This is a genomic window from Flavonifractor sp. DFI.6.63 (genome assembly GCF_024462255.1).
Lineage (GTDB): Bacteria > Bacillota > Clostridia > Oscillospirales > Oscillospiraceae > Lawsonibacter_A > Lawsonibacter_A hominis.
On sequence record NZ_JANGBE010000010.1, the window covers coordinates 1 to 25,563 of the forward strand.

Here is a 25,563-nt window from a genome sequence, read left to right on the forward strand (position 1 = left end):
CCGGGCAGCTTTCTTGCTCTCCTGGGCGTGGATGGCCTTGAGCATCTTGGCCACCAGCTTTACCTTGGAGCGAGGCGTGACTGAGAACACATTGCGGTAAAAATGGACGGTACACCGCTGGTATTTGGCCTCAGGAAACACTTCTCCCACAGCCTCCAGCATACCAAGGCACTTGTCCCCAACGATGCGTTTTACCCCGTCCAGGCCACGGCTACGGAGCCACTGGAAAAAGCTGACCCAACTGGCCTTGTCCTCTTTCATACCCTCGGCAGCACCTAAGACCTCACGGTATCCGTCCTCGTTTACTGCAATCGCCACCAGAATGGCCACATTTTCAAACTCTCCGCCCCAGTTTCGGCGCAGATAGATCCCGTCCACATAGACGTACGGATAGCGCCTACCTTGCAGAGGCCGGTTGCGCCAATCCTCAATATGGACATACGCTTTCTTGTTCAGTTCGCTGATGGTGGAGGGAGATACCTTGCTGCCCCAAAGGGCCTCGGTAATATCCTCCACACGGCGCACGGAAACACCGGCAAGGTACATCTCGATGAGCGCTTCCTCCACGCTGCTCTCTCGCCGGCGATACCGCTCAATGATGGCTGTTTCGAAAGAGACACCCTTAAGGCGAGGTACATGGAGCGTGACGTCTCCGGAGGTGGTGGTATGGTTCCGGTCATAGTGGCCGCTGCGGTAGCCATGGCGGGCCTCATTGCGCTCGTACCGGGCCGCCTGGGTCAGCTTCTCCGCCTCCGCCTCCAGCAGCTCGTTCAGGGTTTCTTCCACGCTGCCGCGCACTAATTCCTTGATCTGACCCTTGATTACTTCCTCGTTCAGTTGTACAATTTTCTCGGACATGGTTTACAGACTCCTTTCAGAATGGTGTGTCGCAACTTCATTCTACCAGAGTTCTGCAAACCATGTCTCTTTTTATCCTCTTTTATATTTGCGCAACTTATTTTACCTTATCACGGTTCGAACAAGGCTTGGTTTGGATACATCTCATAGATTAAGTCAATAAATTTTTGCAGGCAGGGGTTGAGATTACCCTTGCGCCAAGCGGCAATTCCCGAAAAAAACAATTTATGATCCGAAAGCCGTAAAAACCGTACATGATCTGATGCGTAAAGCTTCATATGTTCGGACAGTACAGCGATCCCCATTCCACATTCCACCATAAGCGGAAGATTGGTCAGGGAATTGACGCCATGCACAATTTTAGGAATAAAACCATAGGCGGCGCAGGCCTTGACGATTACATTAATATCGGAGATCGTAAGGTGGCTATAAATACTGTTGCGTCCAATGGACAGGAATGTATCAGACTGAAACATGGAAAAGTCCACGAATTCCCGATCAGCCAGCGGATGATCCTGATTGACCACAATGCAGTATTCATCCCGGTACAGGGTTTTAAAGCTGCAGTTTTCCAGACTATTCAAGCCCAAATCGGCAAACATGGCAATATCCACACGATCAGAGTTCAAATATTCGATGACTTGGTGCTGTGTTCCGTCATACAGCTCAATTTCAATGTCCGGATAGCGCTCGCGGAACGCCGAAATTAATGTCGGCAGGATGGTCTGCATAGAGCAGCTCAAAAACGCGATGCGGACCAGCCCCTGCATTCCCTGCTCTGCGTGACGGGCATATGTAACACCGTTATTGAACTCTTGCATTATATTCTCGGCGTGGGTCAGGAAAGCGGCCCCCGCATCCGTGAGCCTTACATGCCTTCGGTCACGATAGAACAGCCTGCAACCGATTTCGTCTTCCAGCGCAGATATGGTCTTGCTGAATGCGGATTGCGTCATGTTCATAATTTCAGCTGCCTTGGTAAAGTTCAGTTCCTCCGCCAGGACGATAAAACAGTGGATGTTATAAAACTGCATATCGGTTCTCCTCCTGCGCGCATTGATAAAAATAATTATATAAAATTATTATAGAAACTTATTAGAAGTTTTTTCACTTTTAAGTACCTCTAATTGCTACTATTCCAACGGTTTTAGAGCTAGATAGAAGTGGATAAAAGCGTAGGAATGTAGATAACTCATATATTATTTATGTATTATTCGCACATCAATATTCCTACATTTTGTGTGCCTGTTCAAATCATTCGTACACAACAATTTTTACCCCTCCGAATCCTCTGGCAGTACTACAACTTGTGTCCCGGATGGCTGGGATTTCAACGGTAGTGGCCCGTGCCTGCGCCATGGCGGTTACTATGACCGGAACCAGTATCGCGGGCCTTTCTGCGTGAGCTACGACGGCGCGTCGTACTCCAGCTCCTACGTCGGCTGTCGCCTCCAGGAGCGCCCGCCGAAGGCGGCGTGACTTATATCAGCAAAGCACAAAACCTCCTGTTTCACAGGAGGAATAGTATTAAGTCAGAAAGGAACCGCCCTCAACTGCTGCGAACAGTCAAGGGCGGTCGTGTGTTATCAGGCAAGTTCGATTGTTTCCGGTTCTGCAAATAGAACCTTGGTCTTGGAGCCATGCTTTGCCGCTTTCTTTGTCTGTGCAATAGCGGAAGCACCGTGAGCTTTGGCAAAACTCCATGCTTCAGCGGGATGAGCATCGGTATATGCGTCGGCTTCGTCAATCGGCATATTCCGAATTTGCTCATTGGTCAATCTGGCCATGGAAACACCTTCTTTCTGGCTTAATAGTGTTCCTCCACGCCAGTTCGTTTCTCCATGTATGAGGTATCTCCTTTCGTTTGACAAGTCATACTCACACTATTTTATTTTCTCAATCTCCTCCCGGAGCCAGGCGAACTCCCGGCGGGTGTAGACTTTTTCCGTTATGTCGGAGATCTTGTGCCCTACCATATATTTGATGGCGTACTCATCCACGCCGTAGCGTTTGGCCATTGTGACAAAGTGAGTACGGCCGTCGTGCGGGCGGTGATTGGGATTCAGCTTTAGCTCGTCCCGGATGCGCTCGAAGGCTTTCTGATACCGGGCATAAGTCAGCTTGAGGTTTTTCCGGTTGCGGTTATTGGTGTCGGCCCAGTTGAGCAGATAGGGGCTGCCGAGTGCCTCCGCCTCCTGATATTTTTGGAGCACCAGGTCTTGAATGCGGGAGTGGATAGGGACGATGCGGTTCTCGCTGGCGTCCGTCTTCATGCCGCCCTGGAAAGTCCAGTTCTCCAAGTCCACATCTTTCAGTTCCAATAAACCAAGCTCTTGAGGGCGCCACCCAGAGTAACACTGGATGAGCAGGATGTCGATGCCCCGCTTGTTAGTGATATTTGCCCAAAGCAGGTCCATCTCTTCGTCGGCGAAGGCGATATGCTCCTTTTTCACCGATTGGATCTCCTTGACCGTCTCCTCGGTGAGATTGAAGGTGCGGGAGTAGTTCCGGTCCACCAGCTCATACTCCAAAGCGTAATCCAGCATCAGGTTGAACAGGGATTTGATCTGGTTCTTCATGGTGGCGGTGGGATGCTGTTCCTTGCCGCGGATGACGGCCACCCCCTCCTCCATGCAGCCTTTTACATGGCGGGCCCGGATGTCCATGACCCGCATCTTATAGACGCCGGAACAGTAGGCCCAGGCCGAGGTGGCGGATTTGGTACTCTTCACCGTCTTCTCATACTCCGGGAGCCATTTGTCATAGAGTTCCTGCATGGTGATGGACGGCTCCAGGTCGTAGGGGTTCTTATTATATTCCACCAGTGCGGCATAGGCATCGTTATAGGTGGCGAAGTAGGACTCCGGTTTTAAGGGTTTACAGATTGGTTTCCCGTCCGGCGTCTTCCCCACCGTTACCATTGCCCGGAAGGGATTTCGTAAATTGCGGTTTTTGATTTCGCTGATCTGACCGAAGCCGTTGGGCAGCCGCCGGCGCTTGTTGGATTTGCGGGGTTTTTTCTGTTTTTCAGAGGGTTTCATCGGGTAGCCGCAATGGGGACAGGCGGTTGCCTTGTCGCTCACCGGCAGTTCGCACTCTGGGCATTGGGTCAGCATGATGGTTCCTCCATAATCCAATCTTTCATAAAAATCATCTTCTCGCAAGAAATTCATCCTCCTTTATGAAAGGAGGTCGCTTCGATGAAACGTGACAAAGTATTACCGAAATACACGACCTATGAACTCAATGAGCTTGCGAAAGAGCACCTTGGGGCATTACTTGCGCTGTATGCAGACGCATACCATGAGGGGGTGAAAACAGGACGGCGCAACGCATTGCTCTTTACAGGGCTTGGAATCGTAACTGCAAGCGTTTGGTCGTATGTAGTATGGTTTACCTATCTGAAGCGCAAGAAACAGATCTAAAGAAGAATTGGAGTCGCTGATTTGGCGGCTCCTTTTCTTTTTGCCCCTTTCACCGCCCGTCCTAATCATATATGATAGTGTATGAATTGTCAAGCATATTCCTACACAATATTTTTTGACTTGGAATAGAGGGCGGCTTATGGTGATGCGGGACCAAACCACCTGCCCTAAGTGCGGCGGGGAGCTGAAATACTACGACAGCGTGCCGAGACTGGTACGGACGAAGGGGCGGGAGACGGCCAGAGTGTCTATGCGTCGGTTCCGGTGCGTCCGCTGCGGGGCGGTGCACCGGGAACTGTCGGAGCTGCTGGTCCCTTACAAGCAGTATGAGGCGGAGGTTATCATCGGCGTGCTGGAGGGGCTGATCACCTGTGAGACGATTGGGTTCGAGGACTATCCCTGCGAGATGACCATGCTGCGGTGGCTTTCGCAGAAAGCGCAGCTCCTTTTATGGAGGTATCCATAAGCGAAAGGAGTTTTGTAACCATGAAATTGATACCTGTTGACGCAATACCGAAGGTGAGCGGTTATCACAAGCTGCAAGAGCTGATTGAGGAATTTGTAAACGGCGACGCTAAGATCGTGAAGGTCGATTTTACTGAAGACGACTACAAGTCCCCAGCAGTCTGCCGGTCTTGTTTGGCCGCCGCCATCAAGCGGTCAAAGCGTTCGGTCAAGGTATGGAGGCGTGGAAACGAAGTGTTTCTGAGTAAGGATATTTGACAAGGGATTGAGCCGCCTTTACAGCGGCTCTTTCTTTTATTCCAACCATTGTTTTTCTAACTTAGGATAGCCCAGTCTAATCTAAGTTAGAAAGCGAAGGCCTGAGGTTATCCGCGGATTTTGCAAATTCCTTTATGGAGAAGAAGATGGATAGATGCTGGTGGAAATCCAGCGGTGAGACACGAAGGCGTGCCGCCAAGTAATAACTTAATCAAAGATGGCACCCACCGGGCAACGGTTTTCGTTGGGCCGACCCTGAAGTCATCACCTTCTCTTTTATTTTTCGCAAGTCCAGCAGAGTCCTTTATGGAGGTGATGGTTATGAATACCAGGAAAATTCTGAGCACGATCGGAACGTTCGCGATTGTAGGCGCGGTATCAACAGCGGGCGCTGCTCTGTGGACGAATGTTCTGGACAGGAAATTTCAGATGGTCAAAATCAAACTGGCACATCCGAAGTCAGACAAAATTATATTCGTCGACTTCAAGAAAGCAAAGAGGGATCTGGGCCGCTAACACAGCGGCTCTTCCCTTTCCGCACGAACAACATTGCCTATTATGGAGACCAAAAACTTTAGAGAGGTGACCAGTATGAACAAGCAGAAATGGACCGAGAAACCTATCACCTGGGGCGGATACCTCAAATTCTGCGGCGTATTTACGGTAATCAGCACAATCATTAGTGCTGTCTACTGCATCGCCCTGTTTGAACCGGCCTGGTGGATCGGGTTTCGGAAGACAGTGTCGAAGCTGTTCAATGGTTGGGCTCGTCGAAGAAGCCGTTTCTAAGAGAAAAGGGGTCGCTTTCCGGCGGCCTCTTTCTTTTTATTTCCACCGAGGTTGTTTTCACAAAAAGCAGTTCCTTCTTTAGAATAGCCGTTGAAAGGAGGTAAATGCCGATGAATGAGCAGGAGTTTCATCCCGGGTCTGTTCCTGTCGCTGTGGTTGCCCGTATCTATGGAAAAGACGCATCTTGGGTCAGAGCCGGTATTGTGTCCGGCTGGCTGCCTATTGGCAAGGCTACCCGCAATGGTAATCTGGTGACCAGCATCGAGGAGATGGATTCCCGGTACGGACGGATCAATTTCTACATCTCCCCGAAACGACTGTATGAGGAAACCGGATACTTTTGGAGAGGAGAGCGACGATAATGGCCAATGATATTCGTCCCGAGGTTTCTCAAAAGAACCCTTATTGGATCGGCAAGCATCGCTATTACGAGCTGAAGCACTTCTGCCTGCAATACCCCATCTGGAAGAAGGCTTACTTGTCTTTGGATGCCTTGAGTAGACGACCGGCCGACCTTCAGGTTTTTGTCAAGAGCGGTCAGATGAAGGGCGACCCAACAGAGCGTTGCGTACAATCCAGGCTCTTCTTTGCGGACCGTATGGAGATGGTGGAGCAGGCGGCTATTGGAGCAGACCCGGAGCTTTACCAATACCTGATACGAGGTGTGACCGAAGGGCTCTCCTATGACGCGCTAAAGATGAAGTATGATATTCCGTGCTGCCGGGACGTCTATTATGCCGCGTACAGACGGTTCTTCTGGCTGCTGAGCAAGAGGAGGGATTGAGTTTGAGAGTTGTGGATGTGGCGGTACGGCAATGCTACCGGTTCAACTGCCCGAACTGCGGGAGCAAGTTGGAAGCCGATTGCGACGAGCTGGTGGATATCGGCGGAAAGACGAGTCAGTTCTGGTGCCCTGTCTGCCGAAAGGATCGGTATGTCCCTTGGAGTGCTCTGAGGAAACGAATGGTCTATGAGGATAAATCCGCAGAATAGGCAAGGTGCTTTATGGAGGTGATACCATGAGCACTGTTTTGAAACAATTAGAGCATGTCTGCCCGGAGGAAACCGAATACATAGAGTTAGCGAGGTTTATCGTCGAGCATTATAACGGAAAACATCCCGGAGCTGTGATTCACGGTCTGTATTGGGGCGGAATCACGAGCCTGGAGGATCTTCGTAATGCAGATTTGGAGAAACTTCGCAGCTGTCGAAGATTCGGAGAGAAACGAATGGCAGAGATCATCAGGATGCAAAACATTCTCAAGACCTAAATGGATTGAGCCTGCGGAAACGCGGGCTCTTTTCTTTTATATTTTACGCAGAAACAGCAGTGACTTTTATGGAGGTGATAGCATTATGACTTACAAACAAATCGAGGCAAGCCGAGAGCTGCGGCTTTGGATTGGACAGGTGATCGTGCCCGCCGTCACGATGGCGGTTGCGTTCGCATCCATTCCGGAGGTCAGGAATACGGCGTCAAGAAAGTTGGGAGAGCTGAAATGGAAAATCAAATCCAGGAGCAAGGGCTGAGCAGGCCCTTTGCTTTTATATTTTCCATACGCAGCCGACCGGAAATCGTGTTACAGTTATACCCTGAAAAATTCCCGGGTGGGAAATTCCGAAAAACAGTTCAAGGAGGTCATTGTTTTGGAGATCGTAATTGTTGCCATTGGCGCTATGATAATCGGTGTTGCGATAGGTTTCAGTATTGGAAAGGCCAAGTATCATCAGTGGCCCATCGGTGATCTGAGGGTTGATCAGTCCGATCCGGACAGTCCCCCTCAGTTATTTTTGGAATTGGACAAGGACGTACCTGCGGTGATGACGAAGAAGTATGTTGCCTTCCGGGTCAAGGTAGAGGACTTCATCCCGCACGAATAACACTGGCTATTATGGAGCCAACTTAAATTTTGAAAGGAGAAAAAGCACATGGCAGAGATCAAAACTTTGTTGGACGATGTGATCGAAACGGAGATCTCGAATTTGAAGACCTTGCCCATCGAGGACGAACGGAGAGGCGACGCGATTCGGGATCTGGTGTCGTTGCATAAGCTCCGCATCGAGGAGATCAAGGCTCAGGCTGACGTGGAGGAGAAATCCGAACGGCGGGGAATGGACAGCAGGCAGCGCAAGGAGGAGCTTGCCGCCAAGAATGCTGACCGGGCCCGTGAGGAGGTGGCTCAGGCGCGTCAACTCCGGGAGCAGAAGATCGACCGGTATGTGCGGACAGGTGTTGCGGCCGCGGAATTAATATTGCCGTTGGTGTTCTACGGAATCTGGATGAAACGGGGATTCAAATTTGAGGAATCCGGCGTATACTCGTCCACAACATTCAGGAATCTGTTCAGCCGCTTTAAGCCGGCAAAGTAACGGAGAGGCTCAAAAAAAAATGAAGAGGCCGTGCAGGCAGCACAGTCTCTTCGTTTTATCCGCACATTCGGCAAGGCGTTTTATGGAGGTGGATAAGCGTGAAAAAATCAAATGTTGAGAAACAGTTGACTTTATTCCTGGGCTACATCAAAAGGCAAGGAGCTACGGAGAAAGAATTGCAAACTGTTGTTGACACCATTGGACTTTTACGAAAATATTTACCATTCTACAAGCATTAGAAGGGGTCCTAATCGGGCCCTTTCTTTTTTTTCAGTCTGGGTCCCATCCGGAGCCCATATCTTCGATTTGGTCTTCGCCGCTTCCGTAATCTGGGCTCATTTCGACAATGGCGCAACTGGCGCATACTTCTTCATCGGGGAAATAGTCGCTGTAAGTGCCAGGGCCATACATGCGTCCGATTTTGCGTTTCACACCCCCAGGGTCAAATTCTGCTCCGCACATTGAGCAAATCTTCATAGATTCCACCCTCCTTATATTTACCAAATCATAGCATGCCGGCGCCAAATTTACAAGGCGTTTTATGAGGAAGAGAGCGCTCTTTACCTCAAAATAGCCGGAGCCGAAAGGCATCGGACTACTTAGGAGGTAATGCAAATGCGTAAGAAGGGCAAAAAGGCCATTATTCCGGAGGGAGCCGAACTGATGGACTACCTGAACCGGGGGTTCGCGATCTGCAACAAATGTGGAGCAGTGATGGACCGGAGAGAAGATCCAAGAGGCGGTTGTGATATTTACGTCTGCCCGTCCTGTGGATGGGAAATTGATGAAATGGAGTACGAGTATGAAAGCGGAGATCCGATGGAGCTCGTACAAGACGAAAGAGGCGACGACTACCTGATCTTCAGGGACGATATGCCGCCCGCCGGTTGCAGAGCCTGCGGAGGACCTTACCCCTATTGCAAGGCGTCGTGCAAAATGTTCGACGACTGAGCATTATCAACGCGGAGGAGAAGTCCTGTAACAGGGGCTTTTCCTCTTTATGTTTGGAGGCAAGCATGCGCTACCATTTCGAGAAACCGCCGATTTATCTGTCTATGTATGGACAGTGTTATATTTGCGACCACCCGGTCTACAACTCCTGCACCCTGTTCTTGGTGGAGGAGCGGGGCCTGGCGGTGATTCAGCAGCGGTTTGACCCGGAGACAAAGGCGACCTTTTGGACGGAGGTGGACGACTGGCTCACCGACCCATTATATTTGCACCCTGGATTCCGGGCGTATTTTGACAGCAGGGCGGCGAAGGGTACGGACGGCCTCTACCCCACAGTGACCATCCGGCAAATGATGTGGGCACTCAAAATGAAGCCTCTGCCAAAGCAGCCGTGGGAGACGGTCTTTGACCATGCGCCGATTTGACAACTCCCTTTATGGAAAACCAACTAATTTTGGAAGGGAGCTGCGGTTTATGGAGACGTTGAAAAACAAGCTGTGCGCGGTTGGATTACTTGTCTGCGGAGGCTTATCGGCCTATGTGGGAAGTGATGGAACGGCGATGGCGCTTCTTGGAACGATTGCTGTTCCGCTGTTCTTTGCGAAGGAAAATTGGATTTACTGAGGGATGGGCCCGGACAAGGGCTCTTTCCTTTTCTGTTTGCGCTCATTTCGCAGGTTCTATTACGGAGAACGATGCTCGATAAGGAGGTAAAGGAGCATGGACGAAATGAGACTTGAATCAAAATTTACGACTGTGATTGCATCGAAACTCGCAGAGAAGCTTGTCCGCGACAAGCTGGGCTATGATGTTGACATCCGGCTCAACCGGCTGCGGACAACGGTTCTGGAGGACAAGATGCATGTGGAGTTGAATGTGGATTTGGAACTCACAAAGGAAGAGCTTGACAAATTGCTGAAAAGCGTCGGACTCTGAGGCAGAGGCCCCGTGACAGGGGCTTTTGCCTTTCTTCCGCAGATTTTGCAATTCCTATTATGGAGAGGAGGTTAGCTCAATGGTAGAGCAACAGGCTGAAATACCTGTGGGTTGCCGGTTCGAGTCCGGTACCGCCTCTCTAAATTTTTTTGAAAAAGGAGAATACGTATGGAAGTCAAAATCGTAGGCAGTATCCAGTTCAAGAACCGCACCCTCCCGGTGTATGGGAATTTGGACGAGCCCTTGTTCAAAGCCACGGACGTGGCCGAGCTGCTGAGCTATGGGGACAACAACGTCTGGAACCTGACCAACGTCTGTGAAGACGACGAGAAGCTGGTGCTCCCGGCCATCGTGGGCGGGCAGCGGAGAAAGGTTACGTTCGTCACAGAGACGGGCCTGTATAATGTCCTCGCCCAGAGCCGGAAGCCTATCGCACGGGCATGGCGGCGCGTCATCGCCGAGGAGCTGATCGCCCTGCGGCGGTCCCGGGGGAAGAATATCTCGGAACAGTTTGAGGACTGGGATCACCGGGCGGACGCGATCTACTTCGACGAGGAGACCGGCATGCTCATGCGCTCGGTGACGGTTCCGGGCGGCGACGTGGAGCAGGTCCCCTATGAGCCTTGACGCCATGAAAGCGGAACGTGGATATCCCGATGTGGTCATGGGCGACTTTATCGAGGACCTCATCGGCGACATTGAGTATAACATGGGCCTGGTCCCGGCAAATGATTCCTATTTTCGGGAGCTTGGTCTGCAAAGGTTCACGTTGGAGCAGCTGCTTCGGGAGATTGGCCGGGAGGAAGGAGTCTCCCCCACCGCCGTAGTGGCGCGGTTCGTGGAGAGGATGTCTGCATCGGCAAAAGAAACCGGAGACCCCGGCTTTACCTTTTCCATGGCCAGAGACGCGGCCCAGTCCATTCTGGACGGATTATATTTCAGAGATTAAAATTTGAAAGGAGAAAAACGTCATGGCGAAGACCTATCTTGATATTTTGACCAAAAGAGGAATTGACCTCTTTCTGAGCGAGGAGAATCTTGAGGCGCTGCGGAAGTTCGACCCCAGGGTGGAGTATGCCGTTCCCGGCCAGGCGGCGCCGGTGTTCCGTTCCCCCAAGCAGCACCAGATCGATGTGGGAAAAAACTCCAACCTGATTGCCGATATGTGCTGGTATGGGGCAAGTGAGGCGGAGCTGGTGCGGGCGGTCAGGCACGGCATGGTGGTTCTCGACGCGGACAAGCACCATCTGGACTGGAAACGGTCGGCCGAGGAGCATGGCATCCCGGAGCTTTATCAGAAATACCGCCGGTTCCACCGAAAGCCCGGGCTGACCGAGCGTGAAAAGCTGGTCATCACCGCCTATACCGGCTATGTTCTGGAGGGTACGGCCGGGAAGGTTGTCGATTTCGTGGAAGAGGTGCTGGGGCATTCCATTCAGACGCCGGAGCCGCCTGAGGTTCCTGTGATTTTGGAGGTACATAATGCTCTGAGAGGCGAGTTCTGTGAGATTTGCCGGAAGCATCATCTCTTCGATTCTATTTAAGGAGGGTACGGACGTGAAAGCAAAACCCGCCCTGTTCAAAAGGGCTGGAAAGGCGCTTCAAAAAGCGGCCCCAACCATTTTGACGTGCGTCGGCACTGCCGGCGTGGTAGCCACGGCGGTCCTGGCGGTAAGGGCCACCCCCAAGGCGCTCAAGTGCATTGAGCGGGAAAAAGAGGCCAAAAACGTGGAAAACAGCGGAAATTTGACCCGGATGGAGACGATAGGAGCTTGCTGGCGATGCTATGTTCCCGCAGCAGTCACGGGAATCGCTACAATCGGGTGTATTTTCGGCGCAAATGTTCTGAACCGGCGTCAGCAGGCCTCTCTGGTCAGTGCCTACGCCCTGGCGAGCCGTTCGCTCAACCGCTACAAGCAGAAGGTGAAAGAGCTCTACGGCGAAGAGGCCCACAGAAAGGTGATGGCCGCGCTGGCCGTGGAACAGAGCGAAAAGCACCCCATTTACGCCGGAACCTTTGCGGCCACAACCTCGCTGGGGTTTGAGGAGGCCGACGAGGAGGAGCGGTTGTTCTACGACGCCATCTCCAGCCGGTATTTCCAGGCCACGATCAGCCAGGTCTTGCAGGCCGAATACCATCTTAACCGGAATTTTGCTCTTAGCGGCGGATTCATCACGCTGAATGATTTTTATGACTTTCTGGGCATCAGCAAGACGCCGGAGGGGGACAAGATCGGATGGATGGTTTCGGACGGGCTCTACTGGGTGGACTTCGACCATCAGAGGACGGTGGTGGACGACGGGCTGAACGGCGAGGTGGAGTGCTGGATCATCGACGCCCCGTTCCCGCCGGTCACTTACGAAGAGTGGGAGGACATGGAGATCTGACCAGTCCGCAGAAATAGCATCTCCTATTATGGAGAACCATGAAAAACAGGAGGTTTGAGTTTATGAACCAGAAAACGATATTTAAGGTGCTGTCCCTGGTCGGACTGGCCCTCGGCGGGATTGGAACATTGCTGTCCAGCTGGGCGGACGATAAGGAACAGGACGCGATCATCGAGGAAAAAGTGAACGAAGCGCTTGCCACCCGTGAGCATGGAACATCTGGAAGCGAGGAGCCCTGACCGGGGCTCTTTGCTTTTGCAGGGGCCGGTTTCCATGAATGAACGGGCGATTCTGTTTCTCATGTCGGTTTTGAAGGGGTTTGAAGACCCGCCAAGGTCTGATTGGCCCCAGCATGAGGCCGAGGAAGTTACATTCTCCAGATGGGCCTTGGAGGAGCTGTTGCAGCAGGTCTGGGACCACCCGTGGACGCTGGCCTCGGAGACCGTGGAGCGGTTCGCGTCAAAGCTGGAGATTTACTCCGAGACATGCAACACGGACGCCCAGTACCGGATTTTCAAGATTGCGGCAGAGACCATATGGGAATTCCTCGACGACATCAAAGCGATCGAGCGTTGAGCAAAATTATATTTGAGAGGAGAAGGCATTGTGAACAAACAGGCCATCGCAAACACACTGAAATCACTGCAAAAGACCATGCGAAAACACAGCCCGGCCATTTTGACAGGCATCGGCATTGCCGGGATGGCGGCGGCGGCCGTTATGGCGGTAAGGGCCACCCCCAAGGCGCTTCGGATGGTGGACGACAGGGAGATTGAGGACGAGAAACGCCTGACCACCTCCGAGATCGTCAAAACCACCTGGAAATGTTATATTCCGGCCGCCGTTACCGGCGTATGCTCCGCCGCCTGCATCATTGGGGCCAGCTCCATCAGCGCACGGCGGAACGCGGCCCTGGTCACGGCCTATACCATTTCCGAGACTGCTCTGAAGGAGTACAAGGATAAGGCGGTGGAAGTCGTAGGGCCGAAGAAAGAGCAGGCCATTCGGGACGCCGTGGCGAAGGAACAGCTGGAGCAGGCCGGGGTGCCGGAGCGAAAGTTCATCCCCACCGGCCGGGGCGAGACGCCCTGCTTTGACCCGCTGACCAATACCTGCTTCAAATCGGACATTGAGACGCTCCGAAGGGCGGAAAATACGCTGAACAAACGGATGCGGGATGAAGTAAAGGTCACGGTCAACGAATTTATGCAGGAGATCGGCCTTGAGCCGTGCGACAGCTCCATCGGAGAAACCATGGGGTGGGACATCGACAAAGGGTACATTGATTTGGACTTCAGTTCGCAGCTGGTGGACGGCGTTCCATATCTGGTCATCGGCCACCATGTCCCGCCCACATACCTCGGCTGGTGACATCCGCAAAAATTGCATCTCCTATTATGGAGAACCATCTATGGAACATTATATGACAAGGAGGACTTTACGATGGAAGAAATGAACGCGAAAGTGATGGAGAACGAGGAACTCGAAGACATCACGGAGGCCGAAGAGGCTGAGGAGAGCGGCAGCGCCGGTGCGCTGGTAGCCGGAGTTGTCGGCGGTTTCCTGGCTTACGCCATGATTGGCGGGGTCAGAAGGCTGTGGGGCTTCGTCGGCGCCAAGCTGGCTGAGCGCAAGGCCGCGGAGAAGGCTAAGGCCGAGGTGGTGGACGCGGAGTGCACCGAAGTCGCTGCGGAGGATTCCGACGAGGAAGACTCTGAAAAGTAATCGAGCAAGAGGTTCGCCAAAGGGAGAGTACCTGAAACAAGGTGCTTTCCCTTTTTTCATTTTCGGAAAGGAGAAACCATGAACGGTTTTCTGAAAAACGGCTTGCTGGTGGTGGGCGGCGTTGTTCTGGGAAGTATGGTGACCCAGAAGGCGATTGTTGACACTCTGCACAGTAAGGAGATTGCCATGCGGCAGAATTGGCGCGAGTGCCAGGAGGTTCTGTTTGAAAACAGAAAAGGCGCGGACGATGTGCTTGACAATCTACGCTGGGTTATCTCGAAATACGGACATGCCACGCTGGCTGATTTCTATGATTTGGCCGGGGTGCGGGCTCTTTATGAGGACTGCAAATTCGGGTGGACGTCGCTTCGGGGCGCAAAAATCGTTTGTACCCGGAATGGATACGCCATCGAGCTGCCGAGAGCGACGTCTCTCAAATAACAAGGAGGAGACACAATGGCGGAATACCCCAACAATTCCCACAGCGCACGGGAAAAATCGACCGCTACTGCTGCCGGAAAGACGGAGAAAAAACTGGATAAGGTGGTCACCGGAGCGGCGAAAACGAAAAAGAAAAGCGAGGCCCGGAGGTTCCTCAACATCTTTGCGCCGGATGACGCAGAGAACGTCAAGAGCTCCATTCTTTCCGACGTCATCGTTCCGGGCGTCAAGGCCGCCATCGCCGATGTGATCAGCATTGTCCTGTTCGGGGACACGGGGCGCATCGGCAGCAGGAAAAGCGGCGGTTCCAGAATTGCCTACCAGAAGTATTACGATGACCGGCGGGACGACCGGAGAGAGTATGGGCGGCCCAGGGCGGCGGTCGGGTTTGAGTATGACGACATTATATTTGAAACCCGGGGGGACGCCGATTTGGTGCTGGACCAGCTGGAGTCGGCCATCGCCAAGTATGAGGTGGCCTCGGTGGCGGATCTCTACGATCTGGCCGGTGTTACCTGCCGGAATTACACGGCCAACCGCTACGGCTGGTCGGATATTCAATCGGCCAAGGTGGTTCGGACGTCGGAGGGCTATGTGATCCGGCTCCCGCGGGCGGTTCAAATCAATTAGGGAGGCGCGAGCCATGTATGGTTACGAGACTTCCTTTGGGTACAAGGGCATGGTCTGTGGCAAGTGGATGCTGTTTGCCACGGACGCCGAGTACCACGAATACGTGAGGGAGATGGAAGAGGCATGAAGCTGAATACCGATTCCTTCGTTGGCGTCGGCATCTGTATCGTGGGGTTGCTGGGTGTTGGCTATGCCATCGGCGTCCATTCCAGGATGAAGGCGGTATGTGACAAGCTGGACACCAGCATTGACCGATTGGCAAACGAAACCGAGGTCGATATTCCGGCCAAGGTCATCGACCAGGCGGTGCAGCGTGCGGTGGACCGGGAGTCCTATTCCGCGGTAAAGCGGGCTACGGACGAGGTGGTGGACGACGTTAAGCGGGAAATTGAAACCCGGGTCGGCGCCGCCGTGAAGGAGCACTATGACGCGATTTCGGACGGGGTAACCGACCAGATTGCAAAAAGTGTGGCCAAAATCGATGAAAGCCGCCTCAGGAAAGAGGTTGTGCAGAAGGCCAAGGAGCAGATCGCCGACAAGTTTGACGATAAGCTCGATGATATTTTGGAGGAGTTCAACGGAAACCTTCAGAATGTCGGAAAAATCTATAAATCCATTGCGAAATCATTCTCTAAGGAGGACATTTGATCATGAAAAAGAACGAACTTGTCAAGTCCATGAACCTGACGTTCAACAAGATTGGGTTCCAGCTCCAGAAGAAGAGCCCGGAGATTCTGGTGGCAGCCGGAGTGGTCGGCGTGGTGGTGAGCGCCGTCATGGCCTGCAAGGCCACCCCCAAGGCGCTCAAGGTTGCGGAGAAGACCGGCGATGATATGGACCGGATTCAGAATGCGGAGGAGTCCGGCGTGACCCTGGCGGGTGAGCTCTATACCCAGGAGGACGCCCGCAATGACCGCATTCAGGTCTACTCCCACACCGGGTTCCAGTATGTCAAGCTGTATGCCCCCGCCGTTCTGCTGGGCGCGGCGTCCATCACCTGCATTCTCACCAGCCACAAAATCCTGAGAAAGCGCAACATGGCGCTGGCGGCGGCCTATGCGACGCTGGACCAGTCCTTTAAGGACTATCGCGGCCGGGTGCTGGAGCGGTTCGGCGAGCAGGTGGAGAAGGAGCTCCGGTACAACCTCAAGGCCAAGGAGATCGAGACCACCGTTGTGGATGAAAAGGGCAAGGAAAAGAAGGTCAAGGAGACCGTGGACGTCGTGGACGAGGGCTGGGACCCCTCCAAGTACAGCCCCTATGCCCGCATCTTCGACGAGGGGCACCCCGCCTATATGAAGAACGCGGAGCAGAACCGGTTCTATCTGCTTGCCCGGCAGTCCCAGGCGAACGACCGGCTCAAGTCCCGCGGCCATCTGTTCCTCAACGAAGTCTATGAGATGCTCGGGTTCCAGCTGACCAAGGCCGGCGCCGTGGTAGGGTGGATTTATGACGACAAGGAGCCTATGGGCGACAATTTCGTGGACTTCGGCATCTTCGAGGTTTGCCGCGAGAAGGCCGTGGACTTTGTGAATGGGTATGAGCGTTCCTTCGTTCTGGACTTCAACGTGGCGGGCGACATCACCGACGCCCTGGCTACCCACCAGACCCTGTGAGGGCTGAACCATGAAGAAATTGATATGTTCCCTGCTGGTCGTGGTGATGGCGCTGACCGGCATATCCTTTTCTGGGAAAGCGGAGATGGCTTCCGCCTATGAAGCGGCGGATACATACGAAGCCGTGGTCGTAAACAGCGTCAAGCCTGCCCAGAAAACTGATATTTCGGCCGATATGCCGAAAGAAAAGGCCCCTGCTGTGGAGCAGCCGGTCGTTGAGGAGGCCGTCGCCGCGGAGCCGGAGGTTCCTTCCGTCTCCCAGGAGGAGATCGAACTGATTGCCCTCTGTGTTATGGCGGAAGCCGAGGGAGAGTGCGAGTATGGCCAGCGGCTGGTAATTGATGTGATTTTGAACCGGGTGGACGACCCCCACTTTCCCGACACAATTTACGATGTGATTTACCAGAAGAATCAGTTTTCCGGTATGTATGGAGACCGCATCACCCGCTGTTATGTGAAGGATGAATTGGTGCAGCTGGTGCGGGAAGAGCTGGAGAGCCGCACAAATTACGACGCGGTCTTCTTCCGCACCGGCCATTACCATTCCTACGGCGTTCCGATGTTCCAGGTCGGGGCGCATTATTTTTCAAGTTATGATTAAAGGAGGCGCGCATCATGAAAAACTGTCTCAAAACCTTGCTGTCCTATGCCCTGGCGACTGTGTCCGGGCTGTGCCTTGTCGGCGGCGTCACCATTTTGTCATCCGGGAGGCAGTGAGCATGGAGGGATTTGCGAATCTGGTGTCCATGCTGGACTATGCCGTCAACACGAGAAGAAAACGCCACATCACCGGAGGGCTCCTGATCAGTGCCGCGCTGCTGTTCGGGGGCCTTGCCATTACAGTGATGAGCGTGCGGGATGAGGAGGATGAATACAATGAGTAAACTTGGAACCGTCCTGGCGTTCCTCGCCGGGGCCGCTGTTGGCGGGGGTTCTGTTTGGTATGTTCTAAAGGCAAGATACGAAGAGATTTCCGAGCAGGATATCTGCTCCGCCAAGCAGGCGTTCCGGGCCAGAGAGGAAAAACTGCAAAGGGAAATTGACAACCTCAAGGAGCGGTTGGAGAGCCCGGACATGGATACGGAGGAGCCCAAAACCATTCAGGCATCGGCCGCCAAGAACCGGGAGAAGGGCGACATCAACGACTATGCCAAGATGGTCAACCGTGTGCAGTATTCCAGGACTTCGGTGCCGCAGCCTCCTGAGCATGAGGTGGAGGCGCCCTACGTTATCTCCCCGGACGAGTTTGGCGAGATAGAGGGGTACACACAGATCAGCTTGACCTACTTTGATGACGGCATTCTGTCTGACGAGAACGGAGTCATCATCGACGAGCCGGAGGACATTGTCGGTGATGCGCTGAACCACTTTGGGGAGTATGAGAAGGACTCTGTCTTTGTCCGGAGCGACCCCAAGCGGTGCGACTATGAGATCCTTCGGGATCTTCGCAGCTATGCGGAGTTCCGCAGCACTCTGCCTCCGAAAATTTGAAAGGGAGGTCTAACATTTGACCCGGGATGAACTGAGTGACCAGTATTTTGACTGGATGTATCAGCTCGTGGTTGATGACCGATATTCTAACAAGTCCTATCGTAAGCTGTTTGCCAGACTTTACGATACGGAATTCACTTATACGATTCCGATGGACGGCAACCGGGCCGAAGACGGCATCAATCTTAGATATCGGTTCGGTTGCGAGCAATTATATTCTGACGTCATGGTGGCGTCCTGTCTGGACGACCGGCCATGCAGCATTTTAGAGATGATGATCGCCCTCTCCATCCGCTGTGAGGAGCACATCATGGATGACCCGGACGTGGGAGACCGGACTGGGCAGTGGTTCTGGAGCATGCTGGTGAGCCTGGGGCTTGGCGGCATGGAAGACCGGAAGTTCGACCGATATTTGGTCGACGCCACGCTGGAACGGTTTTTGGACCGGGGGTACGAACGCAATGGAGAGGGCGGCCTTTTCACGGTCAACAACGGCCGTGATATGCGGCGCACGGAGATCTGGTATCAGATGAACTATTACCTCAGCGAAATGATGAAGGAAGGGAGCGTTTGAGATGGGCAAGAAGGGAAAGTTCGTTCCGGTGAGCACCCTGGGCGATTTGACAGACCTGCTGAATCACAACTGCCGGGCTTTGGAAAAGCGGTTGACAAAGCTTGCACGGAGAAACCGCGGCGTTGCCGTACTCGCCATTGCCGCGTTCGGATACGCAGTGTGGTCGGAGATGGAGCGCCGGAAACAGGAGGAACAGGTCTATCAGCTTTCTGTCAGAGTAAAAAAGCTGGAGTATGGTGAAGGAGAGTAATCGGCCCGATGCTGGACTTCTTGATGATTTCAACGCGCAGCGGGAAACGCGGTATCATCGAGATCTATCCCAAGTTTATCATCAAGAAAAGTAACGACCTCATGATCAGAGGCGGCGACTTCTATGCAATATGGATTGACGAACGGGGAATATGGTCGACTGATGAACAGGATGCGGTCGACTTGATCGACCGTGAACTGGACCAATACGCAGAAGAAAACCGCAAGCGTTTTGACGGCAACATCCGCGTTCTCCATATGTGGGACGCGGAGACCGGTATGATCGACACCTGGCACAAGTATTGCCAAAAGCAGATGAAGGACCAGTTTCATATGCTGGACGAGAAACTGATCTTTTCCAACACGAAATCAGGGAAACGGGACTTTGCCAGCAAAGCCCTCCCCTACCCCTTGGAGCCCGGAGATACACCGGCGTGGGACAAGCTGATCTCCACATTATATTCTCCCGAGGAGCGCCACAAAATCGAATGGAGCATTGGCGCCATCGTCTCCGGAGAGTCCAAGCGGATTCAAAAGTTCCTGGTGTTCTATGGTGCGGTGGGAACGGGAAAGAGCACGATTATCAATGTGATCCAGCAGCTCTTCGAGGGCTACTACACCAGCTTCAACGCAAAGGATCTGGGCTCCTCCAGCAACGCGTTCGCTTTGGAGGCGTTTCGCTCCAATCCGCTGGTGGCGATCCAGCATGACGGCGACCTTTCCCGCATTGAGGACAATACCCGGATCAACAGCTTGGTCTCCCATGAGATGATGACGGTCAACGAGAAATTCCGTTCGGCCTATTCCAACCGGTTCAAGGCGTTCCTGATCATGGGAACTAACAAGCCGGTGAAGATCACGGACGCCAAGTCGGGCATCATCCGACGGCTGATCGACGTGACACCCACCGGAGACAAGGTGCCCCCGGCGGAGTACCGGACGCTGACCAAGCAGATCCCCTTTGAGCTGGGCGGCATTGCGTACCACTGCCAGGAGGTCTATCTGGAGGACCCGGACTACTATGACGATTATATTCCCATCTCTATGATGGGGGCCTCCAATGACTTCTACAACTTCGTGGTGGACTCCTACCATGTGTTCAAGCAGGAGGACGGCGTATCGCTGAAATCGGCCTGGGAAATGTATAAGACCTACTGCGACGACGCAAAAGTGCCCTATCCAGTTTCCCGCATGATATTTAAGGAGGAGCTGAAAAACTACTTCCGAAAGTATGAGGAACGGTTCAGCATGGGAGATGGCTCCCGTGTTCGGAACTATTACAGCGGGTTTCGGGTGGAAAAGTTTGAGGAGCAGGCTCCGGAAGAAAAGCCGGCAGCCGATAAACCGCCCCATCCCACCATCAATCTTGTGGAGGGACAGACCTCCGCCTTCGACCGGGACTGCGCCGGCTGTTTGGCGCAGTATGCCAATGAGGAGGGCACGCCCCGGCGGAAATGGGAGAAGGTCGCAACGAAGCTGTCCTCCATTGACACCACAAAACTTCACTATGTCAAAGTGCCGGAGAACCACATCGTCATCGACTTTGATATTCCGGATGACAAGGGCGGAAAGTCCTTTGAGCGGAATCTGGAAGAGGCGGGCAAGTGGCCGGCAACCTATGCGGAGGTGAGTAAAAGCGGCTGCGGCATCCACCTGCATTATATTTATTCCGGAGATGTGACCAGGCTCAGCCGGGTCTACGACGACCATATCGAGGTCAAGGTGTTTACCGGAAACAGCTCGTTGCGCCGCAAATTGTCCAAGTGCAACGACCTGCCTATCGCTACGATAAGCTCTGGGTTACCATTGAAAGGAGAAAACAACGTGGTAAATTCCAAAGTCATTCAAAGCGAGAAAGGGCTTAGAGTTCAGATCAAACGAAATTTGAATAAGGAGATTCATCCGGCAACTAAGCCCTCAATCGACTTTATCTACAAAATTCTGACGGATGCGTATGAGAGCGGTTTGACCTATGACGTCACCGATATGCGCAACGCCGTCCTGGCCTTCGCGGCCAACAGTACCAATCAGGCGGACTACTGCATCAAGCTGGTGAACAAGATGCCGTTCAAATCCGCCGAAGACGGCCCCGCGGTGAAGAACGATGAGGCCAAGCTGGTCTTCTATGACGTGGAGGTCTTCCCTAACCTGTTCCTGGTAAACTGGAAAATCGAAGGCCCCGGGCAGACCGTGGTCCGGATGATCAATCCAAAACCCACGGAGATCGAGGAGCTGATGAAGTTCCGTCTGGTGGGGTTCAACTGCCGGAGGTACGACAACCATATTTTGTATGCCCGGCTGATGGGCTACACCAATGAGCAGCTCTATAATCTCTCCCAGAAGATCATCAGCAGTGAGAAGAAGGCCCGGAGCAACAACTGCTTCTTTGGGGAGGCGTATAACGTCTCTTATACGGACGTATATGACTTCTGCTCGGTTAAGCAGAGCCTGAAGAAATGGGAGATCGAGCTGGGTATCCACCATCAGGAGCTGGGGCTTCCCTGGGACCAGCCGGTGCCGGAGAATATGTGGCAGAAGGTCGCGGAGTATTGCGACAACGACGTCATTGCCACCGAGGCGGTATTCAACGCCCGGAAAGCCGACTTCGTGGCTCGGGAGATTCTGGCGGACGTGGCGGGGATGACGGTGAACGACACCACCAATTCCCTGACCACCAGAATTATATTTGGCGGAAACAAGCACCCGCAAGACCAGTTCAGCTACCGGAATATGGGCGATGTGACCCAAATCAACGACCCATACCGGGATTTGCCGTTTACGATGGGGAAACCAGAGTTCGATGAATTCACGGTCTTTGACAAGAAGGGCCGTCCCATCTTCCCCGGATACAAGTTTGAAGGCGGCAAATCCATCTATCGCGGCGAGGAGGTGGGCGAAGGCGGTTACGTCTACGCCGAGCCGGGTATGTACGGCGATATCGCACTGCTGGACATCGCCTCCATGCATCCCAGCAGCATCATCGCCGAGGAGCTGTTCGGGCCGGAATACACCAAACGGTTCCAGGAGATCAAGGACGCCCGGGTGGAGATTAAGCATAAGAACTTCGACAAGGCGAAAAAGATGCTGAACGGCGCTTTGGCCAAGTACCTGACGGACGAGAGTTCGGCGGATGCTCTGGCCCAGGCGCTGAAGATCGCCATCAACTCGGTCTATGGCCTGACCTCGGCCAACTTTGAGAATCCCTTCCGGGACACCCGGAACAAAGATAATATCGTCGCCAAGCGCGGAGCCCTGTTCATGGTCAACCTCAAGCATGAGGTCCAGAAACAGGGCTTTACTGTTGCCCACATCAAGACGGACTCCATTAAAATCCCGGACGCAACGCCGGAGATTATTCAGTTCGTCATGGATTACGGCAAAAAGTACGGTTATGTCTTTGAGCACGAGGCCACCTATGACCGGATGTGCCTGGTGAACAACGCGGTCTACATTGCCAAATATGCCACGGAGGAGAAATGCCAGCAGGCGTATGGGTATGTGCCGGGTGATATTCGGAAGCACCCCGGCGAATGGACGGCGACCGGCACCCAGTTCCAGATTCCGTATGTGTTCAAGAAACTGTTCTCCAAAGAGGAAATCTTGTTCGAGGATATGTGCGAGACCAAGTCGGTCACCAGCGCGCTGTATTTGGATACGAACGAGACTTTGCCAGATGTTTCCGAGTATGAGCGAGTTTCTGTTCTTCGGAAAACAGCTTATATTTTGAATCCTACAACTGGCGAAAAGTTCCTTGATCAGCATACCAGCAAAAAGGATCAAGCCTTACTTGAGACATGGGGGCATGTTTCCGATGAAGAACTTGGCGCACTGATCGAGCAGGGTCACAATTATATTTTCGTGGGAAAGGTCGGCTCCTTCTGCCCCATGAAACCCGGCTACAATGGAGGCTTGCTGCTGCGGGAAGTCGTGGATAAGAAGACCGGCGAGAAGAGCTACGCCTTGGCCGGTGGGACCAAGGGCTATCGCTGGCTGGAGTCTGAGATGGTCAAACAGCTCGGTAAAGAGGACGGCATTGACCGGGGCTACTACGACGCTATGGTGGATGCCGCTGTCGCGGATATTTCCAAATACGGCGACTTTGAATGGTTTATCTCAGATGATCCCTATGTGAAGGCCGAGGATGATATGCCGCCCTGGTTCAGTGCCGGGGAACCCCATGAAGACGCTGCGACGCCCTTTGATGTGAGGTGACGGGTATGACCATTTTACTGACGATATTTTGGTTCAATGTTGTGGCTGCCTTCATCTCAGGCGTCACTGGCCGTCCGTTTTGGTGTGTGGTCAATATCGTATTGGCAGTTCTGATGGCTCTCATGGCTATGGGCTATGAGGGCCGTCTGCTTAACCGCGTAAAAAAGCTCGAAGAAGAAATCGAAGATTTGAAAAGGAGATTCTGATTATGGCTAATTCCAGAGTAAATGACAACCTCGTGATTGAAGACGCCCATATTATGTTTCGGAACTTCTCCGGACGGGAGGGTAAGTATAACCGAGCCGGCCAGCGTAACTTCTGTGTCCAAATCGATAACCCGCAGGATGCGAAAAAGCTCATGGATGATGGCTGGAACATCCGGGAGCGCCCGCCCCGTGAGGAGGGCGAAGACCCCCGCTATTATATTCAGGTGGCGGTCAGCTTTGGGAACATTCCGCCTACGGTCTATATGATTCCTGAAGGGAAAAAGAAAAAGACCAAACTGGACGAGGAGGCCATTGATGTCCTCGATTTTGCGGAGATCCGGCACGTGGATCTGACCATCCGTCCCTACAACTGGGTCATTCAGGAGGGCACCACGAACGAAAAGCGCGGTGTTAAGGCCTATCTGCGGAATATGTATGTCGTCATCGAGGAGGATAGGTTCGCCGAGAAATACGCCGGCGAAGAGTATCCGGAGGAGTAAATATCCATGGGGGCGTCGGTGAATAAGGAGATAGCCGGCGCTCCCTTATCCCCCCCCCCCTGAGAAAGAGGCATTACTATGTACGAACATCAAGCGTTTGTCGATGGCATGTATGCATTTTTGGATTATACCGAGCCGGACAATTTACGCAACAACATCAAAGAAGGTCTGATGGTATGCCGACGTGCTCAAGACAAAGAAAAAGAATTTGAGAAACGGTGCATTCAGAGATGGGCGATTTCAGAGCTGGCGAAAACCATTGTGGAAGATCCAGACAATCCCGTCGAGGACGTCGCCTATCGGTTTGCGCTGAAGCTGTACGGCTATGCATGCACTTCTTTTGATGCAAAGATGCGGAATGTGTTTGGCGTTGCGGCAGAGTTTATCGACAAGGAGGTCATCGGTCTCTTCCGAACAGAAGACGGAGTATATCCATAAGCGTTTTACGCACGAAAGGAGAAAATCGTGGCTAAAGAGGTAATTTACGACATGATATTTAAGGAGGGCGTGGAATGAAACCATTCTGGAAAAATACCCGGAAGAAAAAATCGAAGAAACATTCCGAGCCTTCTCAGCAGAAACCAAGGATACAGACGCGGTCAAAACCGATGGAGGAGCCATGGAAACCGCCTATGGCTGTTCCGCCAAAGGCAGTACAGACAAAGGAAACGCCGATTGTTCCGATGCTGGAATCCGCTCGGTCTGTTAAGAAAGAGTATCTTCCGCATAGGATGACCATGAGGAAAAGCGAGTATTATCATGAGTTTCGCTCTAAATTTCAGCAGCTGCTTTCTCCAAGGAGTCGCCCGATTGATATTTGGAGAGACTTCATCGTCATGTCGGCCTGTGCAATGTCCAATACCGTGGACAAATCCCACTATGATGAACGCGAGAAGCGGTATCTTGAAACGATCAACAAATACGAAAAATCTCAGCAGCATATTTTCCCCGAACTCTATGCCGATGTGGTCATGGCCCTGGATGAGAACCCAGAGCAGGACTTTCTCGGCAGGATGTTCATGGATTTGCACCTCGACTACGAGGAGCTGAAACAGATATTTACACCATACCATGTGTGCCAACTGATGGCGGACGTCACGATGGGCGACCTTGTTCAGCAAGTTGAGGAGCAAGGGTATGTTTCCATCAACGACTGCTGCTGCGGTGCGGGCGCAAACCTGATCGCGGCAATCAATTCGGCACGCCATATGCTGGAAGATGCTGGGCTGAACTTTCAGAACCACATTCTGGTCATCGGTCAAGATATTGAGGAGCTGGTGGCCCTGATGTGCTACATTCAAATTTCTCTGCTGGGAGTAGCCGGCTATATCAAGGTTGGAAATGCTCTTACGGAGCCGATGACTTCCGATGATAGCATGGAGAACTACTGGTTCACACCTATGTACTTCTCAGATGTATGGCACACGAGAAGGATGATCCATAGATTTATGGACTTATTTGAGAAAGAGGATAAGTGAT

The 25,563-nt window shown here is 52.9% G+C and carries 43 protein-coding genes and 1 tRNA gene; 39 read left to right on the forward strand and 5 right to left on the reverse strand.

Annotated features, from left to right (window positions below; genetic code table 11):
- The 4 genes from NE547_RS06980 to NE547_RS06995 all read right to left on the reverse strand — a co-directional run.
- The coding region (locus tag NE547_RS06980) for an IS256 family transposase (RefSeq protein WP_256175162.1) at positions 1 to 858 on the reverse strand (858 nt) is incomplete at its 3' end.
- A 110-nt stretch (positions 859 to 968) separates the two neighbouring features.
- A complete protein-coding gene (locus tag NE547_RS06985) occupies positions 969 to 1,892 on the reverse strand; it encodes a LysR family transcriptional regulator (RefSeq protein WP_186908796.1) in 924 nt (307 codons plus the stop codon).
- A gap of 552 nt (positions 1,893 to 2,444) precedes the next feature.
- The gene (locus NE547_RS06990; protein ID WP_009258422.1) at positions 2,445 to 2,645 is read right to left on the reverse strand and encodes a hypothetical protein; all 201 of its coding nucleotides are present in this window, start codon (positions 2,643 to 2,645) and stop codon (positions 2,445 to 2,447) included.
- Between the two features lie 96 nt (positions 2,646 to 2,741).
- Complete coding sequence (locus NE547_RS06995) at positions 2,742 to 4,022, reverse strand: tyrosine-type recombinase/integrase (protein WP_370866829.1); 1,281 nt, start codon at positions 4,020 to 4,022, stop codon at positions 2,742 to 2,744.
- A gap of 36 nt (positions 4,023 to 4,058) precedes the next feature.
- Between NE547_RS06995 and NE547_RS07000 the strand changes: the two genes are divergently transcribed.
- The 12 genes from NE547_RS07000 (at position 4,059) to NE547_RS07055 (ending at position 8,165) form a co-directional block, all read left to right on the forward strand.
- Entirely contained in the window at positions 4,059 to 4,283 is a 225-nt protein-coding gene (locus tag NE547_RS07000) for a hypothetical protein (protein ID WP_195325166.1), read from the forward strand.
- A gap of 139 nt (positions 4,284 to 4,422) precedes the next feature.
- Entirely contained in the window at positions 4,423 to 4,749 is a 327-nt protein-coding gene (locus NE547_RS07005; protein ID WP_238068212.1) for a DUF6431 domain-containing protein, read from the forward strand.
- 20 nt (positions 4,750 to 4,769) lie between these two features.
- The gene (locus tag NE547_RS07010) at positions 4,770 to 5,006 is read left to right on the forward strand and encodes a hypothetical protein (protein WP_227123535.1); all 237 of its coding nucleotides are present in this window, start codon (positions 4,770 to 4,772) and stop codon (positions 5,004 to 5,006) included.
- 321 nt (positions 5,007 to 5,327) lie between these two features.
- Positions 5,328 to 5,522, forward strand: coding sequence for a hypothetical protein (locus tag NE547_RS07015; protein WP_256175168.1), 195 nt, complete (start codon positions 5,328 to 5,330; stop codon positions 5,520 to 5,522).
- 75 nt (positions 5,523 to 5,597) lie between these two features.
- Positions 5,598 to 5,795, forward strand: a complete 198-nt coding sequence (locus tag NE547_RS07020; protein WP_238068209.1) for a hypothetical protein — start codon at positions 5,598 to 5,600, stop codon at positions 5,793 to 5,795.
- A gap of 110 nt (positions 5,796 to 5,905) precedes the next feature.
- Entirely contained in the window at positions 5,906 to 6,157 is a 252-nt protein-coding gene (locus NE547_RS07025; RefSeq protein WP_238068207.1) for a hypothetical protein, read from the forward strand.
- Complete coding sequence (locus NE547_RS07030) at positions 6,157 to 6,579, forward strand: hypothetical protein (protein ID WP_238068205.1); 423 nt, start codon at positions 6,157 to 6,159, stop codon at positions 6,577 to 6,579. Before NE547_RS07025 ends, NE547_RS07030 begins: the two co-directional genes overlap by 1 nt.
- A gap of 11 nt (positions 6,580 to 6,590) precedes the next feature.
- Entirely contained in the window at positions 6,591 to 6,788 is a 198-nt protein-coding gene (locus NE547_RS07035) for a DNA-directed RNA polymerase (protein WP_334261901.1), read from the forward strand.
- Positions 6,789 to 6,814: 26 nt separating this feature from the next.
- Entirely contained in the window at positions 6,815 to 7,066 is a 252-nt protein-coding gene (locus tag NE547_RS07040) for a helix-hairpin-helix domain-containing protein (protein WP_238068201.1), read from the forward strand.
- Between the two features lie 85 nt (positions 7,067 to 7,151).
- Entirely contained in the window at positions 7,152 to 7,325 is a 174-nt protein-coding gene (locus NE547_RS07045; RefSeq protein ID WP_238068199.1) for a hypothetical protein, read from the forward strand.
- A gap of 117 nt (positions 7,326 to 7,442) precedes the next feature.
- Positions 7,443 to 7,676 (forward strand): hypothetical protein, encoded by a 234-nt coding sequence (locus NE547_RS07050; RefSeq protein ID WP_238068197.1) that lies wholly within the window; start codon positions 7,443 to 7,445, stop codon positions 7,674 to 7,676.
- Positions 7,677 to 7,724: 48 nt separating this feature from the next.
- The gene (locus tag NE547_RS07055) at positions 7,725 to 8,165 is read left to right on the forward strand and encodes a hypothetical protein (protein ID WP_238068195.1); all 441 of its coding nucleotides are present in this window, start codon (positions 7,725 to 7,727) and stop codon (positions 8,163 to 8,165) included.
- 270 nt (positions 8,166 to 8,435) lie between these two features.
- On the opposite strand, the gene NE547_RS07060 is transcribed toward NE547_RS07055, so the two are convergent.
- Positions 8,436 to 8,642: a hypothetical protein gene (locus NE547_RS07060; protein WP_238068193.1), complete on the reverse strand. Its 207-nt coding sequence runs from the start codon at positions 8,640 to 8,642 to the stop codon at positions 8,436 to 8,438.
- Between the two features lie 138 nt (positions 8,643 to 8,780).
- Here NE547_RS07060 and NE547_RS07065 point away from each other — a divergent pair, with 138 nt between their 5' ends.
- The 27 genes from NE547_RS07065 (at position 8,781) to NE547_RS07195 (ending at position 25,562) form a co-directional block, all read left to right on the forward strand.
- Positions 8,781 to 9,116 (forward strand): DUF2321 domain-containing protein, encoded by a 336-nt coding sequence (locus tag NE547_RS07065; RefSeq protein WP_238068191.1) that lies wholly within the window; start codon positions 8,781 to 8,783, stop codon positions 9,114 to 9,116.
- A 65-nt stretch (positions 9,117 to 9,181) separates the two neighbouring features.
- Positions 9,182 to 9,541 carry a hypothetical protein gene (locus NE547_RS07070; RefSeq protein ID WP_238068189.1) on the forward strand — a complete coding sequence of 120 codons (360 nt, stop codon included), beginning with the start codon at positions 9,182 to 9,184 and terminating at the stop codon, positions 9,539 to 9,541.
- Between the two features lie 49 nt (positions 9,542 to 9,590).
- A complete protein-coding gene (locus NE547_RS07075) occupies positions 9,591 to 9,740 on the forward strand; it encodes a hypothetical protein (protein WP_172694868.1) in 150 nt (49 codons plus the stop codon).
- 96 nt (positions 9,741 to 9,836) lie between these two features.
- A complete protein-coding gene (locus NE547_RS07080) occupies positions 9,837 to 10,052 on the forward strand; it encodes a hypothetical protein (protein WP_055178742.1) in 216 nt (71 codons plus the stop codon).
- A gap of 64 nt (positions 10,053 to 10,116) precedes the next feature.
- Positions 10,117 to 10,191, forward strand: a tRNA-Phe gene (locus NE547_RS07085).
- A gap of 29 nt (positions 10,192 to 10,220) precedes the next feature.
- Positions 10,221 to 10,679 carry a Bro-N domain-containing protein gene (locus NE547_RS07090; protein ID WP_195325154.1) on the forward strand — a complete coding sequence of 153 codons (459 nt, stop codon included), beginning with the start codon at positions 10,221 to 10,223 and terminating at the stop codon, positions 10,677 to 10,679.
- Between the two features lie 4 nt (positions 10,680 to 10,683).
- Entirely contained in the window at positions 10,684 to 11,001 is a 318-nt protein-coding gene (locus NE547_RS07095) for a hypothetical protein (protein WP_195325153.1), read from the forward strand.
- Between the two features lie 22 nt (positions 11,002 to 11,023).
- Positions 11,024 to 11,596 (forward strand): DUF1153 domain-containing protein, encoded by a 573-nt coding sequence (locus NE547_RS07100; protein WP_238068187.1) that lies wholly within the window; start codon positions 11,024 to 11,026, stop codon positions 11,594 to 11,596.
- A gap of 13 nt (positions 11,597 to 11,609) precedes the next feature.
- A complete protein-coding gene (locus tag NE547_RS07105) occupies positions 11,610 to 12,440 on the forward strand; it encodes a DUF6353 family protein (protein ID WP_195328496.1) in 831 nt (276 codons plus the stop codon).
- A gap of 62 nt (positions 12,441 to 12,502) precedes the next feature.
- Positions 12,503 to 12,679: a hypothetical protein gene (locus NE547_RS07110; protein WP_195325150.1), complete on the forward strand. Its 177-nt coding sequence runs from the start codon at positions 12,503 to 12,505 to the stop codon at positions 12,677 to 12,679.
- Between the two features lie 34 nt (positions 12,680 to 12,713).
- The gene (locus NE547_RS07115; RefSeq protein ID WP_009258450.1) at positions 12,714 to 13,016 is read left to right on the forward strand and encodes a hypothetical protein; all 303 of its coding nucleotides are present in this window, start codon (positions 12,714 to 12,716) and stop codon (positions 13,014 to 13,016) included.
- Positions 13,017 to 13,046: 30 nt separating this feature from the next.
- Positions 13,047 to 13,811, forward strand: coding sequence for a DUF6353 family protein (locus NE547_RS07120; protein ID WP_195325149.1), 765 nt, complete (start codon positions 13,047 to 13,049; stop codon positions 13,809 to 13,811).
- A 72-nt stretch (positions 13,812 to 13,883) separates the two neighbouring features.
- Entirely contained in the window at positions 13,884 to 14,165 is a 282-nt protein-coding gene (locus NE547_RS07125; protein ID WP_195325148.1) for a hypothetical protein, read from the forward strand.
- A gap of 78 nt (positions 14,166 to 14,243) precedes the next feature.
- Positions 14,244 to 14,606, forward strand: coding sequence for a hypothetical protein (locus NE547_RS07130; RefSeq protein WP_195325147.1), 363 nt, complete (start codon positions 14,244 to 14,246; stop codon positions 14,604 to 14,606).
- A 15-nt stretch (positions 14,607 to 14,621) separates the two neighbouring features.
- The gene (locus NE547_RS07135; protein ID WP_195325146.1) at positions 14,622 to 15,236 is read left to right on the forward strand and encodes a hypothetical protein; all 615 of its coding nucleotides are present in this window, start codon (positions 14,622 to 14,624) and stop codon (positions 15,234 to 15,236) included.
- 123 nt (positions 15,237 to 15,359) lie between these two features.
- The gene (locus NE547_RS07140; RefSeq protein ID WP_195325145.1) at positions 15,360 to 15,884 is read left to right on the forward strand and encodes a hypothetical protein; all 525 of its coding nucleotides are present in this window, start codon (positions 15,360 to 15,362) and stop codon (positions 15,882 to 15,884) included.
- A 2-nt stretch (positions 15,885 to 15,886) separates the two neighbouring features.
- Positions 15,887 to 16,852 carry a DUF6353 family protein gene (locus tag NE547_RS07145; RefSeq protein WP_256175178.1) on the forward strand — a complete coding sequence of 322 codons (966 nt, stop codon included), beginning with the start codon at positions 15,887 to 15,889 and terminating at the stop codon, positions 16,850 to 16,852.
- A 10-nt stretch (positions 16,853 to 16,862) separates the two neighbouring features.
- Positions 16,863 to 17,453, forward strand: coding sequence for a cell wall hydrolase (locus NE547_RS07150; protein WP_225123363.1), 591 nt, complete (start codon positions 16,863 to 16,865; stop codon positions 17,451 to 17,453).
- A 118-nt stretch (positions 17,454 to 17,571) separates the two neighbouring features.
- Positions 17,572 to 17,736 (forward strand): hypothetical protein, encoded by a 165-nt coding sequence (locus NE547_RS07155; RefSeq protein WP_009258460.1) that lies wholly within the window; start codon positions 17,572 to 17,574, stop codon positions 17,734 to 17,736.
- Positions 17,729 to 18,343, forward strand: a complete 615-nt coding sequence (locus tag NE547_RS07160; protein WP_195328492.1) for a hypothetical protein — start codon at positions 17,729 to 17,731, stop codon at positions 18,341 to 18,343. The genes NE547_RS07155 and NE547_RS07160 overlap by 8 nt, the downstream gene beginning before the upstream one ends.
- 16 nt (positions 18,344 to 18,359) lie before the next feature.
- The gene (locus tag NE547_RS07165; RefSeq protein WP_195328490.1) at positions 18,360 to 18,917 is read left to right on the forward strand and encodes a hypothetical protein; all 558 of its coding nucleotides are present in this window, start codon (positions 18,360 to 18,362) and stop codon (positions 18,915 to 18,917) included.
- 1 nt (position 18,918) lies between these two features.
- The gene (locus tag NE547_RS07170) at positions 18,919 to 19,167 is read left to right on the forward strand and encodes a hypothetical protein (RefSeq protein ID WP_195328488.1); all 249 of its coding nucleotides are present in this window, start codon (positions 18,919 to 18,921) and stop codon (positions 19,165 to 19,167) included.
- A gap of 8 nt (positions 19,168 to 19,175) precedes the next feature.
- On the forward strand, positions 19,176 to 23,378 hold the full coding sequence (locus NE547_RS07175; RefSeq protein ID WP_238068181.1) for a DUF5906 domain-containing protein: 4,203 nt from the start codon (positions 19,176 to 19,178) through the stop codon (positions 23,376 to 23,378).
- Positions 23,379 to 23,383: 5 nt separating this feature from the next.
- Entirely contained in the window at positions 23,384 to 23,584 is a 201-nt protein-coding gene (locus NE547_RS07180; protein ID WP_009258465.1) for a hypothetical protein, read from the forward strand.
- Between the two features lie 2 nt (positions 23,585 to 23,586).
- Positions 23,587 to 24,084 carry a hypothetical protein gene (locus NE547_RS07185; protein ID WP_009258466.1) on the forward strand — a complete coding sequence of 166 codons (498 nt, stop codon included), beginning with the start codon at positions 23,587 to 23,589 and terminating at the stop codon, positions 24,082 to 24,084.
- A 78-nt stretch (positions 24,085 to 24,162) separates the two neighbouring features.
- Positions 24,163 to 24,522: a hypothetical protein gene (locus tag NE547_RS07190; protein ID WP_009258467.1), complete on the forward strand. Its 360-nt coding sequence runs from the start codon at positions 24,163 to 24,165 to the stop codon at positions 24,520 to 24,522.
- 74 nt (positions 24,523 to 24,596) lie between these two features.
- Positions 24,597 to 25,562, forward strand: coding sequence for an N-6 DNA methylase (locus tag NE547_RS07195; protein ID WP_238068179.1), 966 nt, complete (start codon positions 24,597 to 24,599; stop codon positions 25,560 to 25,562).
- Position 25,563 lies beyond the last annotated feature (1 nt).